Below are 18222 nucleotides of genomic sequence, written 5' to 3'. Positions count from 1 at the left end.
CCTATGCCCGTGTTTCTACGCCCGTTTTGCCGTCCACTTGCCCCGGCCATCCGCCGTGCCGCTCATGGTCTTGCCGTTGACTTCGCCCGTGTAGCGCACGCCGTTGGCCGTGAACTCGATAGTCGTGCCGCGCATGCGCGCATCTGAAATGTCGGCCGACCCGAACTTGCCGGACAGCATCTGGTAGCGCTGGGTCAATTGCAGGGTCTGGCCGTCCACTTCCCATTTGCCTTCCACTTTCGCGGGCACGATCCACAGCAACGCGGTGCAGTAGGTAGAGCAGTCCTTGGTGACGGTTTCGGACGCATCCGGCTCCCAGTCGCCCATGCGGAACGTGTTCGACACCACTCGCGTGCCGGGCGCCAATTGCAGCAGGGTGGGACGCAGCTTTTCGTTGATGGTGGACAGCAGGAACATGGTGATGACGTCCGCCTTGGACAGGTCCGTCTGGAACAGATCCGCCGCCACGAAGGTGGCGCGGTCGGCCACGCCCGCGCGCTGCGCGTTGCGGCGCGACAGCTCCACCAGGTCCGGGTTGTACTCAATGCCCTGAGCCGTCAAGCCGCGCTGCGCGGCGGTGATCACCGTGCGGCCGTCGCCCGACCCCAGATCCATCAACCGGTCCTGCGGGCTGACCTTGGCCATGTCCAGCATCTTGTCCACCAGCGTTTGCGGCGTGGGCACCCAGATGACGTCCTTGCCGGCCTGGCCGACATCCGGCTTGTAATCGTCGTTGGCCGCGGGCTGCGCGGTGGCGGCGGCACCCATTGCCAGGGACAGCGCCATCGCCGCGGCGACAGCAATGAAGCGGGCGCGCCGCAGGCCGGCGCCTGCCTGGCGGTAATCGGAAACGAGAGGCTGAGTCGAGGCTTGCATGATGGCTCCTTGTAGGTCGAACAACAGGAACAAAGCGGGAATGGCGGCGCGCGAAAAGTCAGTCCGGCAATCGGGCGGGTTTCAGCAAACGCAGCATCGGTATGCCAGCCGCCAGCACCGCCAGCCCGATCAAGGCCCCGGCGCCCGCGTACACGGCGCTGGAATAGACCAGGCCCGCGCAAGTCAGGCCCAGCAGCAAGGGCGGCAACGGGTAGAACGGCGCCCGAAACGGCCGGGGGCGGTCGGGGTCCAACTGCCGCAGGCGCCAGACGGACGCCGCCACCAGCAACATGAAGATCCAGAACACCGGCGCGGTGTAGGCCACCAGCGTCTGCACGCTGTTCTGGCTGAAGGCGCCCAGCCCCACCAGCCCAAGCGTGATGGCGCCCTGCACCAGCAGGGCAGCCACCGGCGTTTCATTGCGGGCGCTCCAGCCAGACAGGGCGCGCAGCTTGGGCACGTCGCGCCCCAGCGCGTAGTACACGCGGGCGCCGGTGATGATGGTGCCGTTGATCGTGCTGAGCGCCGTGGCGCAGATCATCAGGCTGAGCAGCGCGGCCGCGTAAGGGCCGGCCGCCAATTGCATGACTTCGGCGCCCAGCGCCGGGGTGTCGCGCAAGCCCTGCAAGCCAAATATCTCCAGCAAGGCCAGATTCGTCAGCAGATAGGCGCCGGTTACCACCGCCGTGCCAATGAGCAGCACGCGGCTCATGTTGCGCCCGGGTTCGCGCAGTTCACCGCTAAGGTAGGCGGCTTCGTTCCACCCGCCGTAGGTCAGCAGCACGAACACCATGCCCATGCCCATCAAGCCGGCCGGGTTGCCGGCAAGCGCCGCGGGCGCCATGGGGGGCTGGCCATCGCCCGCCGACGTAGACAGGCTGGCCACCAGGACTGCCCCCAGGGCCGTCAGCGTCAACAGCGTGAATACCCATTGCAGCCGCTTGGAATGGCGGGTGCCCACCACGTTCAGCGCCGTCAGCGCCACCACCGATATCGCCGCGTGCAAGGCCGGCCCATAGATGCCCAGTGGCATCAGACGCTGCGCGTAGTCGCCGTAGATGTAGGCCACCACCGCGATGGCGCCTGTCTGAATCACCGTGCAGCGCGCCCACGCAAACAGCAAGCCCACGCGCGCACCCCAGGCGCGCGTCAGGTACAGGTATTCACCGCCCGCGCCGGGGTAGGCCGAGCCCAGTTCCGCATAACAAAGCGCGCCCACCAGCATGACCAGGCCGCCCGCGCACCACAGTGCGATGTACATGACTTCAGACGTGGCATGTTGGGCCACCAGCGGCGGAAAGCCGAAGATGCCGATACCGATCACCACGCCCACCAGCACCACGGTGGCGTCCATGACCGACAGGCCGGCGTGCGGGGTCTGCGCCGAAGTTTGGGTAAAACTGGGCGGTGCCGCAGCGGCTCGCGTGCGTGAAGGCATCATCGGATCTCTCGAAAAGGGGAGATAGGCCGCGAATGGGCCTGCCTGGGTCGTGCTTGGGCCTGGCTTCGTGCTTGCTTCGGTCTGCTGATTGTCTGACACGCAACTGAACGATGTGCGACTGCCGCCCAACTGGAAAAGTTTCTTCGGGTTTTCCCTTTTGAACAGAAGGCGAGGGCTGGTTAATGCAAAATCCAGGGGTAGAAATCACATTGAAATTACACCGCAATCAATTGATAAACCAGGATTTAGCTATGAATCTAAAGTGAAATAGTTAAAGTGATTTCTTAACTATGCAACGCTGCGTAAACCGCGGGATGCCGGTGTTCGGGAACATAATTTGCTGAATGTCCGGCCGACTGAAAGGAGCGGATCATGGCAACAAGAACCATCTGGAAAGGGGCTATTTCCTTTGGCCTCGTTCACATTCCGGTTGGCCTGCATACGGCCACCACGGAATCGGGCGTGGACTTCGACTGGCTGGACAAACGCTCGATGGACCCGGTGGGGTACAAGCGCATCAACAAGCGCACCGGCAAGGAAATCGACAAGGACAACATCGTCAAAGGCGTGGAATACGAAGACGGCCAGTACGTGATCATTTCCCCGGAAGAGATTGCCGACGCCTACCCCCGCACCACGCAAACCATAGAGATACAGCAGTTTGTGGATGCCGACGACGTCTCTTTTGTCTACCTTGAACGCCCGTACTACGTGGCGCCCATCAACAAAGGCCAAAAGGTTTACGCCTTGTTGCGCGACACGCTGGCCAAGACCGGCAAGATCGGCATCGCCAAGGTGGTGATCCAGACCAAGCAGCATCTGGCCGCGCTGATTCCGTCGGGCGATGCGCTGGTGCTTAACCTGATGCGCTGGGGCGATGAGGTCAAGCCGCTGGAAGGGCTGGACCTGCCCAAGGTTGGCGCCAAGGGCATGGCGCCCAGCGCCAGCGAATTGAAGATGGCCAAGATGCTGGTCGAAGACATGTCGGGCAAGTGGGACCCTGAGGAATTCAAGGATGAATTCAAAGCGGCCGTGATGGATCTGGTGGCCCGCAAGGTGAAGGCCGGCAAGACGGAGACGGTGGTCGAGCCGCAGGAAGAGGCTCCCGCCTATGCCGACAACGTGATCGACCTGACCGAATTGCTGCAACGCAGCCTGAAGGGCGGCAAGACCGCCAAGGAAAAGACGCCTGCCAGGAAGTCGGCCAAGACCGCAAAAAAGACGGCCAAAACGACGGCCAAAACGGCGGCTAAATCGATGGCCAAACAGGCCACGGCGAAGACCTCGACAAAGGCCCCGCGCAAGGCGGCAAAGCAGACCAGGACACCTTCGTCTTCGCGCAAGGCGGCGTGACATGGCCGACAGTCTTAAAACCTATCGGCAAAAGCGCAATTTCAAGGTGACCGCGGAACCGGAAGCGGGCGGCCAGCCAAACGAGTCCGCGCGCGCCTTCGTCATCCAGAAACACTGGGCCAGCCGGCTGCATTACGACTTTCGGCTGGAGCTGGATGGCGCAATGAAAAGCTGGGCGGTGCCCAAAGGGCCCAGTTTCGACCCATCGGTCAAACGCATGGCGGTGCAGGTGGAAGACCATCCCATCGCCTACAACCAGTTTGAAGGGCAGATTCCGGCAGGCCAATACGGCGCCGGCAAAGTCATCATCTGGGACGAAGGCGTCTGGACGCCGGTGAGCGATCCGCGCAAGGGCTATCGCGATGGGCACCTGAAGTTCGACCTGCAAGGCAGGAAGATGCAGGGCCGCTGGGCGCTGGTGCGCATGAAGGGCAAGGAAGGCGACAAGCAGCCGCCTTGGTTGCTGATCAAGGACCGCGACGCCTATGCGCGGCCGGAACGGGAATTCAGCGTGGTGGACGAGATGCCGGACAGTGTGGTGCCGCTGCGCGAGGCAACGCCGGCCCGAAACAGCCGCGAAACCGCCCCCCAAAGTGCCCGCGAAACTGCCCACCCCAAGCAACCGCCGCCCGCCAAACTGCCCGGCCGGCCTGCCGATCTGCCTGCTTCTTTCAAGCCCCAACTTGCCACCCTGGTCGATGGCCTGCCGCCCCACGCGCAAGACTGGCTGTATGAATTGAAGTTCGATGGCTACCGGCTGCTGGTGCGCATCGAAGGCGACTCGGTCAAGCTGTACACCCGCAACGGCCACGACTGGAGCGCCAAGCTGCCGCACATTGTCCAGGCCTTTGCAAAACTGCCCGCCAAATGGGCATGGGTGGATGGCGAGGTAGTGGTGCTGAACGATCAGGGCGTGCCCAACTTCCAGGCGCTGCAAAACGCCTTTGACAATGACCGCACCGGCGACATCGTGTTCTACGCCTTCGACCTGCCGTTCATCGGCTGCCGCGACCTGCGCGAAGAGCCGTTGACCGTGCGCCGTGAACTGCTGGCGCAATTGATGGATGCCTCTCAAGACGACTGCCTGCGCTTTAGCGAAGCGTTCAAGGAAGCGCCCGCGAACCTGGTCGCGTCGGCCTGCAAGATGGGCCTGGAAGGCCTCATGGCCAAGCGCCAGTCGGCGCCGTATGTGTCGCGGCGCAGCGATAGCTGGTTGAAGATCAAGTGCGCCAAGCGGCAGGAATTCGTCATCGTGGGCTATACCGCCCCGCAAGGCGCGCGCGAAGGCCTGGGTGCCTTGCTGCTGGCCGTGCATGAAGACGACGGCGCCTTGCGCTATGCGGGCAAGGTCGGCACCGGCTTCGACCGCCAGGGGCTGATTGCGTTGCATAAGACTTTATCGGCCATCCACACCGACAAAAAACCTGTCAGCGGCGGGCAGGCGAAGGGCGTGCAGTGGGTCAAGCCGGAACGGGTGGCCGAGGTGTCCTTTGGGGAATGGACCAGCGGCGGGCACATTCGCCATTCGGTGTTTCGCGGCTTGCGGCAAGACAAGCCGCCCAGCCAGATTACGCGCGAAAAACCGAAAAACACGCCAGCGACCGCGCCCCGGTCTCAAGCCGCGGCCAGCCCCAAGCCCCGGGCCGCCGCGCCGACCCGCGCCAAGCCCGCGCGGCTGACACACCCCGAGCGCGTCATCGACCCCTCCACCAAACTGACCAAGCTGGACCTGGCCCGCTACTACGGCCTGGTTGCGCCCTTGATGCTGGAACACCTGAAAGGCCGTCCCGTGTCCTTCCTGCGCGCCCCCTCGGGCATCGACGGCCAGCTTTTTTTTCAGAAGCACCTGGAAGCCGCCATGCCGGGCGTCAAGCCCTTGCCCACACGGTTGGACCCCGATCACCCGCCGCTGCTGGAGGTGCCCACGGCCCAGGCCATCATGTCGGCGGTGCAGATGAACGTGGTGGAATTCCACACCTGGAACGCCGTGAAAACGGCCATCTCCAAACCCGACCGCATGCTGTTCGACCTGGACCCCGGCGAAGGCGTCAAATGGGCGACGATGCAGCAGGCCGCGCGCCTGGTCCACACCATGCTGGACGAACTGGGCCTGGATTCGTGGCTGAAAACCAGCGGCGGCAAGGGCTTGCATGTGGTCGTGCCGCTGCGCCGTCAGTACGATTGGGACACCATCAAGTCTTTTGCGCATACCGTTGTGGCGCATCTGGCCCAGACCTTGCCGCAGATTTTCGTCGCCAAAAGCGGCCCCAAGAATCGCGTGGGCAAGATCTTTGCCGACTATCTGCGCAATGGCTTTGGCGCCACGACGGTGTCTGCGTGGTCGGCGCGGGCGCGGCCCGGCATGGGCGTGTCGGTGCCAGTGGCGTGGGACGAACTCGACAAGCTGACTAGCGGCGCGCATTGGACCATCAGCAATATCCACGAGCGCCTGGACGCGGGCAACGCCCCCTGGGACGGCTATGCGCCGCAAGCGCTGGGGCCGGCCATGGACGCGCTGGATTTCAAGCCCGGGAAGTCATGACCAGCCGCCCCGCGATTCTGTTGCCGACCGCGCCGCTGGCGGCCATCCGGCGCGTGTTGGGAAAGGGGGCCGAGCCGCCCGATCCCGGGATGGCGTTGCGCCAACTGGTGGATGCCGCGTGTGACCGCTTGCCGCTACCAGGTTCCGGCGCCACCTTGGCCCGCTGGCGGGCGCTGGCGTGCGTGGCCGCCGTGGACCTGAGCCTGGTCAAACTGTATGAAGGGCACACGGATGCCTTGGCGATATTTGCCGAACTTGGCCTGAGCCCTGACGCGCCCGCGGGCAGCCGCTGGGGCGTCTGGTGCGCCGAAGCACCGGCATACCGCGTGGCGCTGGTCCCGCAGGCGGACGGCAGCGGCCGTTTGCGCGGTGTGAAGGCTTGGTGTTCCGGCGCTGCCACGGTCAGCCATGCACTGGTCAGCGCCTGGAACTCCGCGGGCGAACCCTGTCTGGCGGCGGTGGCCTTGGATCAGCCTGGCGTTGCGATCACCAACGAAGGTTGGCACGCGGTCGGCATGCGCGCGTCGGCCAGCGTCAACGTGGTGTTCGATGACGCGGTGTGCCAGCCAGTCGGTGCACCCGGCGCCTACGTGAACCGGCCGGGCTTTCAGCATGGCGGTGCGGGCGTGGCGGCGTGCTGGTACGGCGGCTTGACGCGCATTGCGGCGACGCTGCGGGCGGCGACGCCAGCAGAGGCAGCAAACCCAGAGAGCGCAAACCCGCATCGCTTGGCCCACCTGGGCGCCGTCGACGTGGCCATGGCGCAGGCGCGCGCCGTGTTGCGCGACACCGCGGCCATCATCGACGCGAATCCGGCGGATGCCAGCGCACTGGCTTGCGCCCGGGCCAGGCTGGCTGTCGAGGCCGCCGCTGGCGAGGTGGTCGCGCGGGCAGGGCGGGCGCTGGGCGCGGGGCCGCTGTGCCGCGATGCCGGCTTCGCGCAGGTCATGGCCGATCTGCCTGTCTTCCTCCGGCAAAGCCACGCGGAACGTGATCAGGCTGCGTTGGGACAGTTGGTCCGCAGCCAGGAGGAACCGCCGTGGCAGTTGTAGGCGTGGACCACTTCGAAACGCTGTACCGCCAGCACGCCGACCCCTGGCGCGTGGGCAGCGCCTGGTACGAAAGACGCAAGCGCGCGCTGCTGTTGGCGGCGCTGGGTAGGGAACATTACCGCCACGCCTTCGAACCGGGCTGCGGCAACGGTGATCTGAGCCTGCCCTTGGCCGCCCGCTGCGGGCGTGTCTGCGCGGTGGATGTCGCTGGCACCGCGCTCAGCCGCTGTCGCGCGCGGCTGGCAGACCACGGCATCGGCCACGTCGACACACTGACGCTCGCGCTGCCGTACGACTGGCCGCCCGTGCCCCATGGCGGGTTTGACCTGATCATCGTGTCGGAACTGGCGTATTACCTGGACGACGCCGCATTGGCCCAGTTCCTGCAAGGCGTGGACCGCAGCCTGGCCAACGATGGCGAACTGGTGGCCTGCCACTTCCGGCCGGACTTCGACGACCGCCTGCAAGCCACCGATGCCTTGCATGACGCGCTAGGGGCCCTGCATGGACTCGTACCGATTTTCAAGCACCAGGAAAGCGCCTTTGCGCTGGATGGGTGGCGTAGACAACATCAAGGGTGAGCCATGATCGGCATCTGTATTCCGGCCCACAACGAAGAACGCCACATCACCGCCTGCCTGCGTTCCGTGCTGCGGGCGGCGCGTCACCCCAAGTTGCGCGCCGAGCCGGTGCGCGTGGTGGTGGTGCTGGACCATTGCGTGGACCGCACGGCGCAGTTGATCGGGGCGTGGCCCGTGCATAGCCTGGCGATTGGCGCGCGTAATGTCGGGGTGGCCCGCGCGCAGGGCGCCCACGACCTGCTGCAAGCTGGCGCCCGCTGGCTAGCGTTCACCGACGCCGACACCCGCGTATCGCCGCGCTGGCTGGTGGATCAGTTGTCCTTGAATGCCGAGGTCGTTTGCGGCACGGTCGGTGTGGCGGGCTGGCGCGAGCATGGCGCCCGTGCGGCCAAGGCGCGTCAGACATTCACCCGGCAATACCAGGATTGCGACGGACACCGGCATGTGCATGGCGCCAATCTGGGTATCGAAGCGGGTGCGTATTGCCGCATAGGCGGTTTTGAAGCGCTGCCGTGCAGCGAAGACCAGGCGCTGGTGGACAAGCTTGAGCAGAGTGGGGCGCGAATTGCGTGGTCTTGCCTGCCACGCGTGACCACCAGCGCCCGTCCGCATTCCCGCGTGGAGGGCGGCTTTGCCAGCGCCCTGCGCGGCGCCTGGAAGGTGGCCAATTCATGACGCGGCCAGCCCGAATCTCCCAGCCATCATCTGCCAGCCATCATCTGACCGCGCTTCGCGCTGGAACCATCACCACGGCGCCATCGACATGATCACCGCAACCGCCACTACCAATACCAGGATCGTCAGAATGTGCTTGGTTCGCATAAGACCTCTTGAAGTATCGTGAAAATGCCCGAAAACAGACAGATCAGCACAACTCGTGCCCAAGGAGCTTTCGATGCGCGACGTCGTGCAATGGCGGCCTGAAGGCCTGTACTGCCCGGCCGGCCAGTTCTACATCGACCCCTGGCGCCCGGTGGCCACCGCCGTGCTCACCCATGGCCATGGCGATCACGCCCGCGTCGGCATGGGCTGCTATCACACCAGCGCCGAAGGGCTGCCCATCTTGCAGTGGCGCCTGGGCCAGCAGGATTACCGCGTGCACGGCTACGGCGAGGCCTTCACGCTGGGCCACGCCCGGGTGTCCTTGCATCCGGCCGGCCATGTGCTGGGGTCGGCGCAGGTGCGCATTGAAGCCGAGGGGCAGGTCTGGGTGGTGTCGGGCGACTACAAGCGCCAGCCGGACCCCACTTGCAGCCCCTTTGAAGTGGTGCCATGCGACACCTTCATCACCGAAGCCACCTTTGGCTTGCCCATCTACCGCTGGCCCGACACCGCCGAGGTGGCGCGCGACATCGTGCAATGGCGCGACCGGTGCGCCGCCCGGGGCGAGGCCGCCATTCTGTACTGCTACGCGCTGGGCAAGGCGCAACGGGTGTTGGCGGAACTGGCGCCCTGGATAGACCGGCCCGTTTATTTGCACGGCGCCATCGCAGCCGGTGTCGACGTCTACCGGCAGGCGGGCATCCACATGGCCGACACGCAGTTGGTCATCGACGCCGACGGCGCGCCGACCGCGTCCGGATCGGGCTTCGCCGGTGAACTGATCCTGGCGCCGCCCTCGGCCGCGGGCAGCGCATGGCTCAGGCGATTCCGCCAGGCGCAGCATGGCTTTGCGTCGGGCTGGATGCGTTTGCGGGGCAACCGTCGGCGTCGCAACATGGACCGGGGCTTTGTCGTGTCGGACCATGCCGATTGGCCAGCCCTGCTGCACACCATTCGCGACACGGGCGCGCGCCGCGTCATCGCCACGCATGGCGATACCGACGCCCTGGTCCGCACGCTGAACGAGGCGGGGACCACGGCCGAAACGCTGGCCACCCAATACGGCGAAGACGATTGACACGGAGGCCAAGCCCAGCATGAAGCGATTCGCGGCGCTGTACCAGGACCTGGACCGTAGCACCGCCACCTTGGACAAGCGCGCGGCGCTGGTGGCGTACTTTCGCGATGCGCCGCCGCGCGACGCGGTCTGGGCGCTGTATCTGTTGGCGGGCGGAAAAATCAGCGGCGCGCGCCGCAAGATCGCGGGCGTGGCCGAGCTGCGCGCCTGGGCCGCCGCCGCGTCCGGCACGCCGCCATGGCTGGTGGACGCCAGCTATGACCAGGTGGGCGACTTGGCCGAAACCTTGGCCTTGCTGATGCCGGACCTGAATCCTCGCGTCGATGAAACACCCCCCGAGCGCGGCCTGGCGGACTGGATCGAAGAAGTGTTGCTGCCCACCGCTAACCGCGATGAAGCCGAGCGCCGCGACATCATCGTGACGGCCTGGCGCAGCCTGCCGTTCGACCAGCGCCTGGTGTTCAACAAGATGCTGACGGGAGCGCTGCGGGTGGGTGTGTCTCAGCGCATGGTGCAGCAGGCGCTGGCCGAGATGTCGGGCGTGCCCATTGCCCGCATCGCGCAGCGCATGCTGGGCGCGTGGACGCCCAGCCCCGCCTTTTTGCGCGATCTGCTCAGCACCGAAGCGCTGCCCGGCGACCGCCAGCAGCCTTACCCGTTCTTCCTGGCCTCGCCGCTGGAAGGGGAGCCGGCCAAGCTGGGGCCGATTGACGATTGGTTGATTGAATGGAAATGGGACGGGATCCGTGCCCAGTTGATCCGTCGCCATGGCGAAGTGGCGCTGTGGTCGCGCGGCGAAGAACGGCTGGACGGCCGGTTCCCGGAAGTCGAGGCCGCCGCCCAGGCGCTGGATGTGGACGCTGTGTTCGACGGCGAGCTGCTGGCCTGGCAGGAAGACGCCTTGGGACCCATGCCGTTTTCCGCCTTGCAAACCCGTATCCAGCGGCTCAAGCCCGGCCCCAAATGGCTGGCCGATGCGCCCGTGCGCATGCTGGCCTATGACCTGCTGGAACTGAACGGCGCCGACCTGCGCGACCGGCCCCAGGCCGAACGCCGCGCCATGCTGGAAGCACTGCTGCGCCGCCATCCCGACCCGCGCCTGTCGCTGTCGCCCGCGCTGGCGCCAGGCAGTTGGGAAGCCGCCGCTGAATTGCGCATGGAATCGCGCGAGCGCGACGTGGAAGGCTTCATGCTCAAGCGCGCCGTCGCCAGCTACCAAAGTGGGCGGAGGCGTGGTGATTGGTGGAAATGGAAGATCGACCCCCTGACGATCGACGCCGTGCTGCTGTATGCGCAGTCCGGCCATGGCCGCCGCAGCACGCTGTACACCGACTACACCTTCGGCCTGTGGCAAGGCGATGCGCTGGTGCCCATCGCCAAGGCGTATTCCGGGCTGGACGACAAGGAAATCCTGGAACTCGACCGCTGGTTGCGCGCCCACACGCGCGAGCGCTTCGGCCCCGTGCGCTCGGTGGAGCCGGTGCAGGTGTTCGAGCTGGGCTTCGAAGGCGTCAATCTGTCCAAGCGCCACAAGTCCGGCGTGGCCGTGCGTTTTCCGCGCATCCTCAGATGGCGGCGCGACAAGCCCGCCGCCGAAGCCGACCAGTTGGACACGCTGAAGGCGCTGGCGCGATGAGCACCGCGATCAAACCTGCAAGCAAACCCGACAGCAAGTCGGCGATGGCCCCCACAACAATCCGGCCCGCGCGCCGCTGGGACGGGCCGTTGGCGGCCTGGTTCAAGGCGCGCGGCTGGCGGGCGGCGGCGTTTCAGCGCGAGACCTGGCAACGCTATCTGTCGGGCGAATCCGGCTTGCTGCACACGCCCACCGGCAGCGGCAAGACCTTGGCGGCCTTCGGCGGGCCGGTGTTGGAAGCCTTGTCCAACCCGGACATGGCGCGGCCCACAAACGGTGCAGGCCCCCGGGTGCTCTGGGTGACACCGTTGCGCGCCCTGGCCACCGACACCGGCCGTGCCTTGGCCCAGACGGCAAGTGATTTGGGCCTGGGCTGGACGGTGGCCTTGCGCACGGGTGACGCCAGCGCGCGCGACAAGCGGCTGGCGCGCCAGGGCAAGGCAGACGTGCTGGTCATCACGCCGGAATCGCTGGCGCTGCTGTTGTCGTACGCGGATGCCTCGTCGCGCTTTCGGGCGCTGCGCGCGGTGGTGGTGGATGAATGGCATGAGCTGCTGGGTAACAAGCGCGGCGTGCTGCTGCAACTGTGCCTGGCCCGGCTGCGCCATTTGTCGCCCGCCTTGCGCACCTGGGGCCTGTCGGCCACCCTGGGCAATCTGGACGAAGCCCGAGATGTGTTGCTGCCGCATCGGCCGCAAAGCGCACTGGTGGCGGGTGCGCGGCCGCGTAAGGTGACCCTGTCGACCTTGCTGCCCGAGCGCAGCGGCGGGCTGCCCTGGGCCGGGCACCTGGGCCTGTCTCAGTTACCGCGCGTGTACAAGCGGCTGTTCGACGTGCGCGCAAGCCTGCTGTTCACCAACACCCGCGCGCAGGCCGAGCTTTGGCACCGCGCGCTGGAATCGATCTGGCCCGAAGACCTGGCCACGCTGGCGCTGCACCACGGTTCTCTGGATCCGGCGCTGCGCACCCGCGCCGAACAAGGCCTGCGCGATGGCAGCATCCGCTGCGTGGTGGCAACGTCCAGCCTGGACCTGGGTGTGGACTTTCCGGCGGTGGACCAGGTGCTGCAGGTGGGCAGTCCCAAAGGCGTGGCGCGGCTGTTGCAGCGGGCAGGGCGGGCCAAACACCGTCCGGGCGAATCCGGCCATGCGCTGTGCGTGCCCGCGCAGGCGCTGGAACTGATCGAATACGCCGCCGCGCGCCAGGCCATCGCGCGCGGCGAAATCGAATCGCGGCCGCCGCCGCGTGGCAGTCTGGACGTGCTGGCGCAGCACGCCGTGACGCTGGCGCTGGGTGGCGGCTTCAAGGCCGACGCGCTGTTTGACGAGGTGCGCGGCACCCATGCCTATGCCGAGCTGGACGCGGCCACCTGGCAGGCGGTGCTGGACTTCATCGTGCAGGGCGGCCGCGCCCTGTCCAACTATCCGGAATTCCGCCGTGTTGAAAAAGACGATGACGGCTGCTACCGCGTGCACGACCGCCGCATCGCGCTGCGCCATCGCTTGTCCATCGGCACCATCACGGCTGACGGTGCGGTGTCGGTCAAATATCTGCGGGGCGGCGGGCTGGGCTCGGTCGAAGAAGGGTTCTTGGCGCGGCTGCGGCCGGGCGACCGCTTCCAGTTTTCCGGACGCACGTTGGAACTGGTGCGCCTGGAAGGCATGACGGCCTATGTGCGGCGGGCCAAGGGGGGCGATGGGCCCGTGGCAACGTGGCAGGGTGGGCGCATGCCGCTGTCCACGCAGTTGGCGCGCGAAGTGCAAAGCCTGTATGCGGAACCCGGCAGCCACCCTGAAATGCGCGCGGTCGAACCCTTGCTGCGCATTCAACGCGAAGCCAGCGCGCTGCCGGCGCCCGGCCGGCTGCTGGCCGAACGCATCGCCACCCGCCGGGGCATGCACGTATTCCTGTTCCCGTTCGCGGGCCGCGCCGTCCATGAAGGCATGGCCGCCATGGTCGCGCTGCGCTGGGGCCGGCTTCAGGCCAATACCTTTTCCTATACGGTCAATGATTACGGCTTGATGCTGACCCTGGCCGAACCGGCTGATCTGCACGACGCACTGCTGCGTCAACTGCTCAGCCCCGAGAACATGGCCGCCGACTTGCGCGATGGCGTCAACCTGGGCGAGCTCGCGCGCAGGCAGTTTCGCGAAATTGCGCGCGTCGCGGGCTTGCTCACGCCGTCGCTGCCGGGCAGGGCGGCGCGTTCGCTGCGCCAGGTGCAGGCGTCCAGCGGCCTGCTCTACGACGTGCTGCGCCGCTACGACCCCGGCCACCTGCTGCTGGCGCAAGCCGAGCGCGAAGTGTTCGACCAGCAGTTGGAAGCGCCGCGCCTGCTGGCGGCCTTGCAGGATTGCGAATCGCGCGCGCTGGACCTGTGCCAGCCCCGCGCACTGACGCCCTTGTCGTTTCCGCTATGGACCGAAAGCCTGCGCGGGCAACTCAGCACGGAAAGCTGGCAGGCGCGGGTCAAGCGCGCGGCCGCGCAATTGGAGCAGCGCTATGCCCGGATTGGGTGACGACACCCTGGCCGTCCGCCTGGCGGGAGAGACCGTGCTGCTGCTGGGCCAGCGCGCCTTGTATTGGCCGGCGCGCGCGCGCTTGATCATTGCCGACCTGCATTTGGGCAAGAGCCATGTATTCCGCCAGGCGGGCATCGCCGTGCCGCGCGGCGCCACCCAGGCCGACCTGGACCGTCTGACGCGCCTGGTGGATGACACGGGCGCGCGCGAGCTATGGGTGGTGGGCGACGTGCTGCATGGCCCCATGTCGCAAGCGGGCTGGCGTGAGGATTGGGCGGCATGGCGGCATGCCCATGGCGCGCTGCATGTGGCGGTGCTGGCGGGCAACCACGACCGCGCGCTGGAGGGGGCGGCGCTGGGTATGCAACAACTGGGCGAAGCGCATGTCGATGGCCCCTTTGTATTCCGCCATCTGCCGCAGCCCGATCCGCAGGGCCGCCACGTCATTGCCGGACACGTGCACCCCACAACCCGGCTGCGCGGCGTGCCGCGCCATTGGCCCGCATTCTGGTTGCGACCCGGCATGACCGTCCTGCCCGCGTTTTCGGCATTCACGGGCGGCTACGCGGTCAGTGTCGAGGCAGGACGTGAAGACGGCCAAGCCCTGGCCGCATGTGTGGAAGGCAGCGTGGTGCTATTGGGCGCAATTGCCAACACTCCGTAGGGTGGGTGCAGCGCGAGGATGGCCGTGGCCAGGAAAAGGTGGGTATCGCGCGTAACCCATCAGCCCCCATGGAAAAGGACGTGGTCCCTTGGCGTAGTGACTGGGTTTGCGTGGCATTCGCGGCTGCTTGATGGGTTGCGCGCGAACTATGCATGGGTTCTTTTTCTGGGTATCTCGCGCTTCACCCATCCTACGATGCACGGCTGGCGGGGCGACCTGCTACTTATTACCGCCGTTGTAAGAAGTGCCGGACGTTGCCCGCCGCGCGCCCATGCATCCCGTTCATGGCCCGGCCCGCATCGGCGGCACACGACTTGCTGCGTACAAGGCAGGTCCACTCTACACAGGAGACACGCAATGAACCGTGACCCCAGGTACTCGCCCCGCTACGACGACGACTTTGAACGTGATCCCGGCGGCGACGCCGGGCGGGGTGACCCGCATCGGCAGGCCCATCAACGCGGACGCGCCGGCGGCAATTTCTATCGCGATCCCTCCCGCGACCCTTATCGGGACGCCTCCCATCGCGATGCCGATTCCGAACGGCGCCAAGCCCGCAACATGGGCGACCAGGAACCCTGGCACGATCCCGCGCCGTCCTTCGGCTACCAAGGGGAAGGCAATCGCCCGGGCCCCGGCACGCGCGAAACCCGGGGCGGCCTGCGCAGCCGCAGCGCCGACCCCGGCCAAAGCAGCTATGGCGGTTTTCGCAACGAAGACCCGTCCTATCAGCGCGAACAAGTTTATGGTTCGCGCAACCCGTCCTATTCCGGCCCCACGTCCTACGGCGACGAAGAAGGAGGCTATTACGGCGACCGCCCACGAGGGGGCGACGAACTTGGCATGTCGTTTGAAACCGCGGAACGCGGCGGCTACAACCGCGGGCCTACCGCCTGGCGCGACCGGGGCTCGGTGCGGACGGACCCCAAGGGCTATACGCGGTCCGACGAACGCGTGCGTGAAAACGTCTGCGAATACCTGGCGCACAGCGGCCTGGACGTCAGCGACGTGTCGGTCAGCGTGGCCGACGGCCGGGTAACGCTGGAAGGCACCGCGCCCGACCGCCGCACCAAGCATCGCATCGAAGACTGCACCGATGCCTGCGCGGGCGTACAGGACGTGGACAATCGCATCCGGGTTGCGGGCAAGGGATCCAGCACGCCACAGGCCGGCAACACCGCCATTGGCGGCGGTCGGGAATAGCCGGTACGCCATGAGCGCCGCCTCCAAGCCCGCGGACGGCCCCATCATGCCGGGCGAGGGCGATTTCGCCTGATATGACACGAAGCAGGGGCCACACATGGATCAGCCACCATCACCGCGCGCCCCGTCAATCTGGGCGATTGGCGACGTGCATGGTTGCGCGGATTTTCTGGACGCGCTGCTGGCGCGTCCCGAGATCGCGGACGAACCTGAATGCCGTTTGTGGTTCGTCGGGGACCTGATCAACCGTGGCCCGGCGTCCGCCGCGACGCTGCGCCGCGTTAGGGCGTTGGGTACTCGCGCCACCGTGGTGCTGGGCAATCACGATCTGCGGGCGCTGGCAATCGCGGCGGGCAGCATGCGCCCCGGCAGGCGGGACACGCTTGGCGATCTGTTCAACTCGCCCGATGTGGACGATCTTCTGGACTGGCTGCGCAGGCAGCCGTTGATGCATATCGAGGCTGGCCATGTGCTGACGCATGCCGGCATCCACCCCCAATGGGATACCGCCACCGCCAAGTCCCTGGCGCAAGAGGCCGAGCACGCATTGCGCGGCGAACATTGGCGCGACACGATGCACGCCTTGCACGGCGGTTCGCCGCGCGCCTGGAGCGCCAAGCTGCATGACGCGCAGCGGCTGCGTTTCATCGTGGGCGCCTTTACCCGCATGCGGCTGTGCACACGCGATGGCGCCATGGCGCTGGGCGCCCGCGCCACGCCCGGTCACTGGCCGCAAGGCACCTTGCCCTGGTTCGACGTGCCCGAACGGCGCTGCACGGACACGCCCATCCTGTTCGGGCATTGGGCCACCCTGGGCTTGTTGGTGCGCCGGGATGTGGCCTGTCTGGACACCGGCTGCGTCACGGGCGGCGTGCTGACGGCCTTGCGGCTGCGCGACCGCAAGCTGCTGCAAGTGGGGCTGGACGCGCTGCCTGCCAGCGCTGCCGACGCGTTGGCCCATGCCTAGTGCCGTGGCGCTGGCCCATGCATGCCCAGGCCCGGCGGCGCTGGCCTGGGCTAGCTCACTGGCGACGGATGTGGCCTAGTCAAGGTTCGAAAGCGTCTGCAAGAAGGCGGCGATGTCGCGCGCGTCTTGTTCGCGCAGCCCCAAGTTGGGCATGGCCGAGCCCGGCTTGATCTGCCTCGGGTCCAGCAGCCATTTCTGCATGTTGTCGGGCGTGTTGGGCACTACGCCGGCGATGCGGGAACGATCCGCCATGCCGGCCAGCGACGGGCCGACGTGGTGGCGGGCGCCGGGCACGCCGGGAATGGCGTGACAGGTCACGCACAGGTACTGCTGCAGCGCGTCCCGCCCGGCCATGGCGTCGCCCAAGCGCATGGCTTCGGAGGGAGCCTCGGAAGGCCCTTCTGACTGAGCCTCGGATGGAGCCGCGCGCGGCGCGTCGTTTCCCCCCTCGCGATATTGCTCGGGGGACAGCGTGGGCAGCACCCGCATGAAGGCCACCACGTCCCAGATCTGCGCGTCCGTCAGCCGGTACTGCCAGGCGGGCATGCCTGTCATTTTGATGCCGTGCCGGGTAATCCAGAATATCTCGGCCGCGGGGCGCTCTCGGGCCGTGCCCACCAGCGCTGCGGGCGCCGGGTTCAGGCCCAGCGCGTAGGGTTCCGGCGCCAGGCCAGGCGCGCCATGGCATTGCACGCAATGGGCGCGGTACAAGGCGTTGCCGCGCTGAATGCGCGAAGCGTCGTCCAGATCTGGCACGTCGATGTCGGCCGAGCGCACCTTGACCGACCGTGTCAGCGCCACGTCCAGCAACACATGAACCGGCACGGTATGCGGGCCAGTGGCGCTGACGTCGTACCACCCGAAATAAATGACCGCCGTGCCCAGCGCCGCGCCGGACGCGGCCAGGGCGGCAAGCAACCACGCGGCGATACGTTTCCAACGTCTCATGATGGCTCCGGCGACTCGGGCAGGGACAACAGAAAAGCGGCGATGTCCTCGGCCTCGGCTTGGCTCAAGCCCACGTTTGGCATGGCGGTGCGCGCATTGATGGCGGGCGGGTCCATCAGCCAGCGGACCAGATTTTGGGGGGTGTTGGGCAGCAGGCCAGTCAGATAGGCTTGCCGCCCCACATTGCCCAGGGGCGGCCCAACCGACGAAGCCGGCCCCCGTATCGAGGGCACGGCGTGGCAGGCCAGGCAGCCATATTCCGAAATCCACTGCCTGCCTCGGACAGCGTCGGCCCGCTCGGGCAGGGCGGCGGCCGTCAGGTTCGGCGCAAGCGCCGGCCGCTCGTCGCCACACGCGGCCAGCAATGACAGCGTGGCGGCGCCAAACAGCATGAAAACGGGTCGGGCAGCGGTACGCACGGGGTTTCACCTCCAGACCGGGCGGCTCAGCAAGTCTTGTTCCCTGGTCTTTAATTCCTGTTCCAGGTTCCCAGCGATCTGCTTTTTGCTCTTTGTTCTATGTTCCTGTCATGCCTGG

The 18222-nt window shown here is 66.7% G+C and carries 15 protein-coding genes; 11 read left to right on the top strand and 4 right to left on the bottom strand.

The window, feature by feature from the left end; genetic code table 11:
• Positions 1–15: 15 nt before the first annotated feature.
• Together WBR68_RS23675 and WBR68_RS23670 are read right to left on the bottom strand one after the other, a co-directional pair.
• Positions 16–876 (bottom strand): SAM-dependent methyltransferase, encoded by an 861-nt coding sequence (locus WBR68_RS23675; RefSeq protein WP_127184617.1) that lies wholly within the window; start codon positions 874–876, stop codon positions 16–18.
• A gap of 58 nt (positions 877–934) precedes the next feature.
• On the bottom strand, positions 935–2230 hold the full coding sequence (locus tag WBR68_RS23670) for an APC family permease (protein ID WP_230695442.1): 1296 nt from the start codon (positions 2228–2230) through the stop codon (positions 935–937).
• 459 nt (positions 2231–2689) lie between these two features.
• Between WBR68_RS23670 and ku the strand changes: the two genes are divergently transcribed.
• The 11 genes from ku to WBR68_RS23615 all read left to right on the top strand — a co-directional run bounded on the left by ku (position 2690) and on the right by WBR68_RS23615 (position 16737).
• Positions 2690–3670, top strand: a complete 981-nt coding sequence (gene ku, locus WBR68_RS23665) for a non-homologous end joining protein Ku (protein WP_230695418.1) — start codon at positions 2690–2692, stop codon at positions 3668–3670.
• A 1-nt stretch (position 3671) separates the two neighbouring features.
• A complete protein-coding gene (ligD, locus tag WBR68_RS23660) occupies positions 3672–6212 on the top strand; it encodes a DNA ligase D (RefSeq protein WP_230695417.1) in 2541 nt (846 codons plus the stop codon).
• Positions 6209–7264, top strand: a complete 1056-nt coding sequence (locus tag WBR68_RS23655; RefSeq protein WP_230695416.1) for an acyl-CoA dehydrogenase — start codon at positions 6209–6211, stop codon at positions 7262–7264. Before ligD ends, WBR68_RS23655 begins: the two co-directional genes overlap by 4 nt.
• Positions 7252–7845, top strand: a complete 594-nt coding sequence (locus WBR68_RS23650; RefSeq protein ID WP_230695415.1) for a class I SAM-dependent DNA methyltransferase — start codon at positions 7252–7254, stop codon at positions 7843–7845. Before WBR68_RS23655 ends, WBR68_RS23650 begins: the two co-directional genes overlap by 13 nt.
• A 3-nt stretch (positions 7846–7848) precedes the next feature.
• On the top strand, positions 7849–8520 hold the full coding sequence (locus WBR68_RS23645; RefSeq protein ID WP_050444760.1) for a glycosyltransferase: 672 nt from the start codon (positions 7849–7851) through the stop codon (positions 8518–8520).
• A gap of 220 nt (positions 8521–8740) precedes the next feature.
• The gene (locus WBR68_RS23640; RefSeq protein WP_230695414.1) at positions 8741–9745 is read left to right on the top strand and encodes a ligase-associated DNA damage response exonuclease; all 1005 of its coding nucleotides are present in this window, start codon (positions 8741–8743) and stop codon (positions 9743–9745) included.
• Positions 9746–9764: 19 nt separating this feature from the next.
• Positions 9765–11381, top strand: a complete 1617-nt coding sequence (locus WBR68_RS23635; protein WP_230695413.1) for an ATP-dependent DNA ligase — start codon at positions 9765–9767, stop codon at positions 11379–11381.
• Positions 11378–13900: a ligase-associated DNA damage response DEXH box helicase gene (locus WBR68_RS23630; protein ID WP_230695412.1), complete on the top strand. Its 2523-nt coding sequence runs from the start codon at positions 11378–11380 to the stop codon at positions 13898–13900. The genes WBR68_RS23635 and WBR68_RS23630 overlap by 4 nt, the downstream gene beginning before the upstream one ends.
• Positions 13884–14567 carry a ligase-associated DNA damage response endonuclease PdeM gene (gene pdeM, locus WBR68_RS23625; RefSeq protein ID WP_230695411.1) on the top strand — a complete coding sequence of 228 codons (684 nt, stop codon included), beginning with the start codon at positions 13884–13886 and terminating at the stop codon, positions 14565–14567. The genes WBR68_RS23630 and pdeM overlap by 17 nt, the downstream gene beginning before the upstream one ends.
• 357 nt (positions 14568–14924) lie before the next feature.
• Positions 14925–15770, top strand: a complete 846-nt coding sequence (locus WBR68_RS23620; RefSeq protein ID WP_050444764.1) for a BON domain-containing protein — start codon at positions 14925–14927, stop codon at positions 15768–15770.
• Positions 15771–15867: 97 nt separating this feature from the next.
• Complete coding sequence (locus tag WBR68_RS23615; protein ID WP_050444765.1) at positions 15868–16737, top strand: symmetrical bis(5'-nucleosyl)-tetraphosphatase; 870 nt, start codon at positions 15868–15870, stop codon at positions 16735–16737.
• 75 nt (positions 16738–16812) lie between these two features.
• On the opposite strand, the gene WBR68_RS23610 is transcribed toward WBR68_RS23615, so the two are convergent.
• Positions 16813–17685 carry a c-type cytochrome gene (locus WBR68_RS23610; RefSeq protein WP_230695410.1) on the bottom strand — a complete coding sequence of 291 codons (873 nt, stop codon included), beginning with the start codon at positions 17683–17685 and terminating at the stop codon, positions 16813–16815.
• Entirely contained in the window at positions 17682–18104 is a 423-nt protein-coding gene (locus WBR68_RS23605) for a c-type cytochrome (protein ID WP_230695409.1), read from the bottom strand. Before WBR68_RS23605 ends, WBR68_RS23610 begins: the two co-directional genes overlap by 4 nt.
• Between the last annotated feature and the right edge of the window lie 118 nt (positions 18105–18222).

This window comes from Achromobacter sp. JD-1 (assembly GCF_038594925.1).
Taxonomy (GTDB): Bacteria; Pseudomonadota; Gammaproteobacteria; order Burkholderiales; family Burkholderiaceae_B; genus Achromobacter; species Achromobacter spanius_C.
This window is presented reverse-complemented; position numbering and strand designations above follow the sequence as displayed.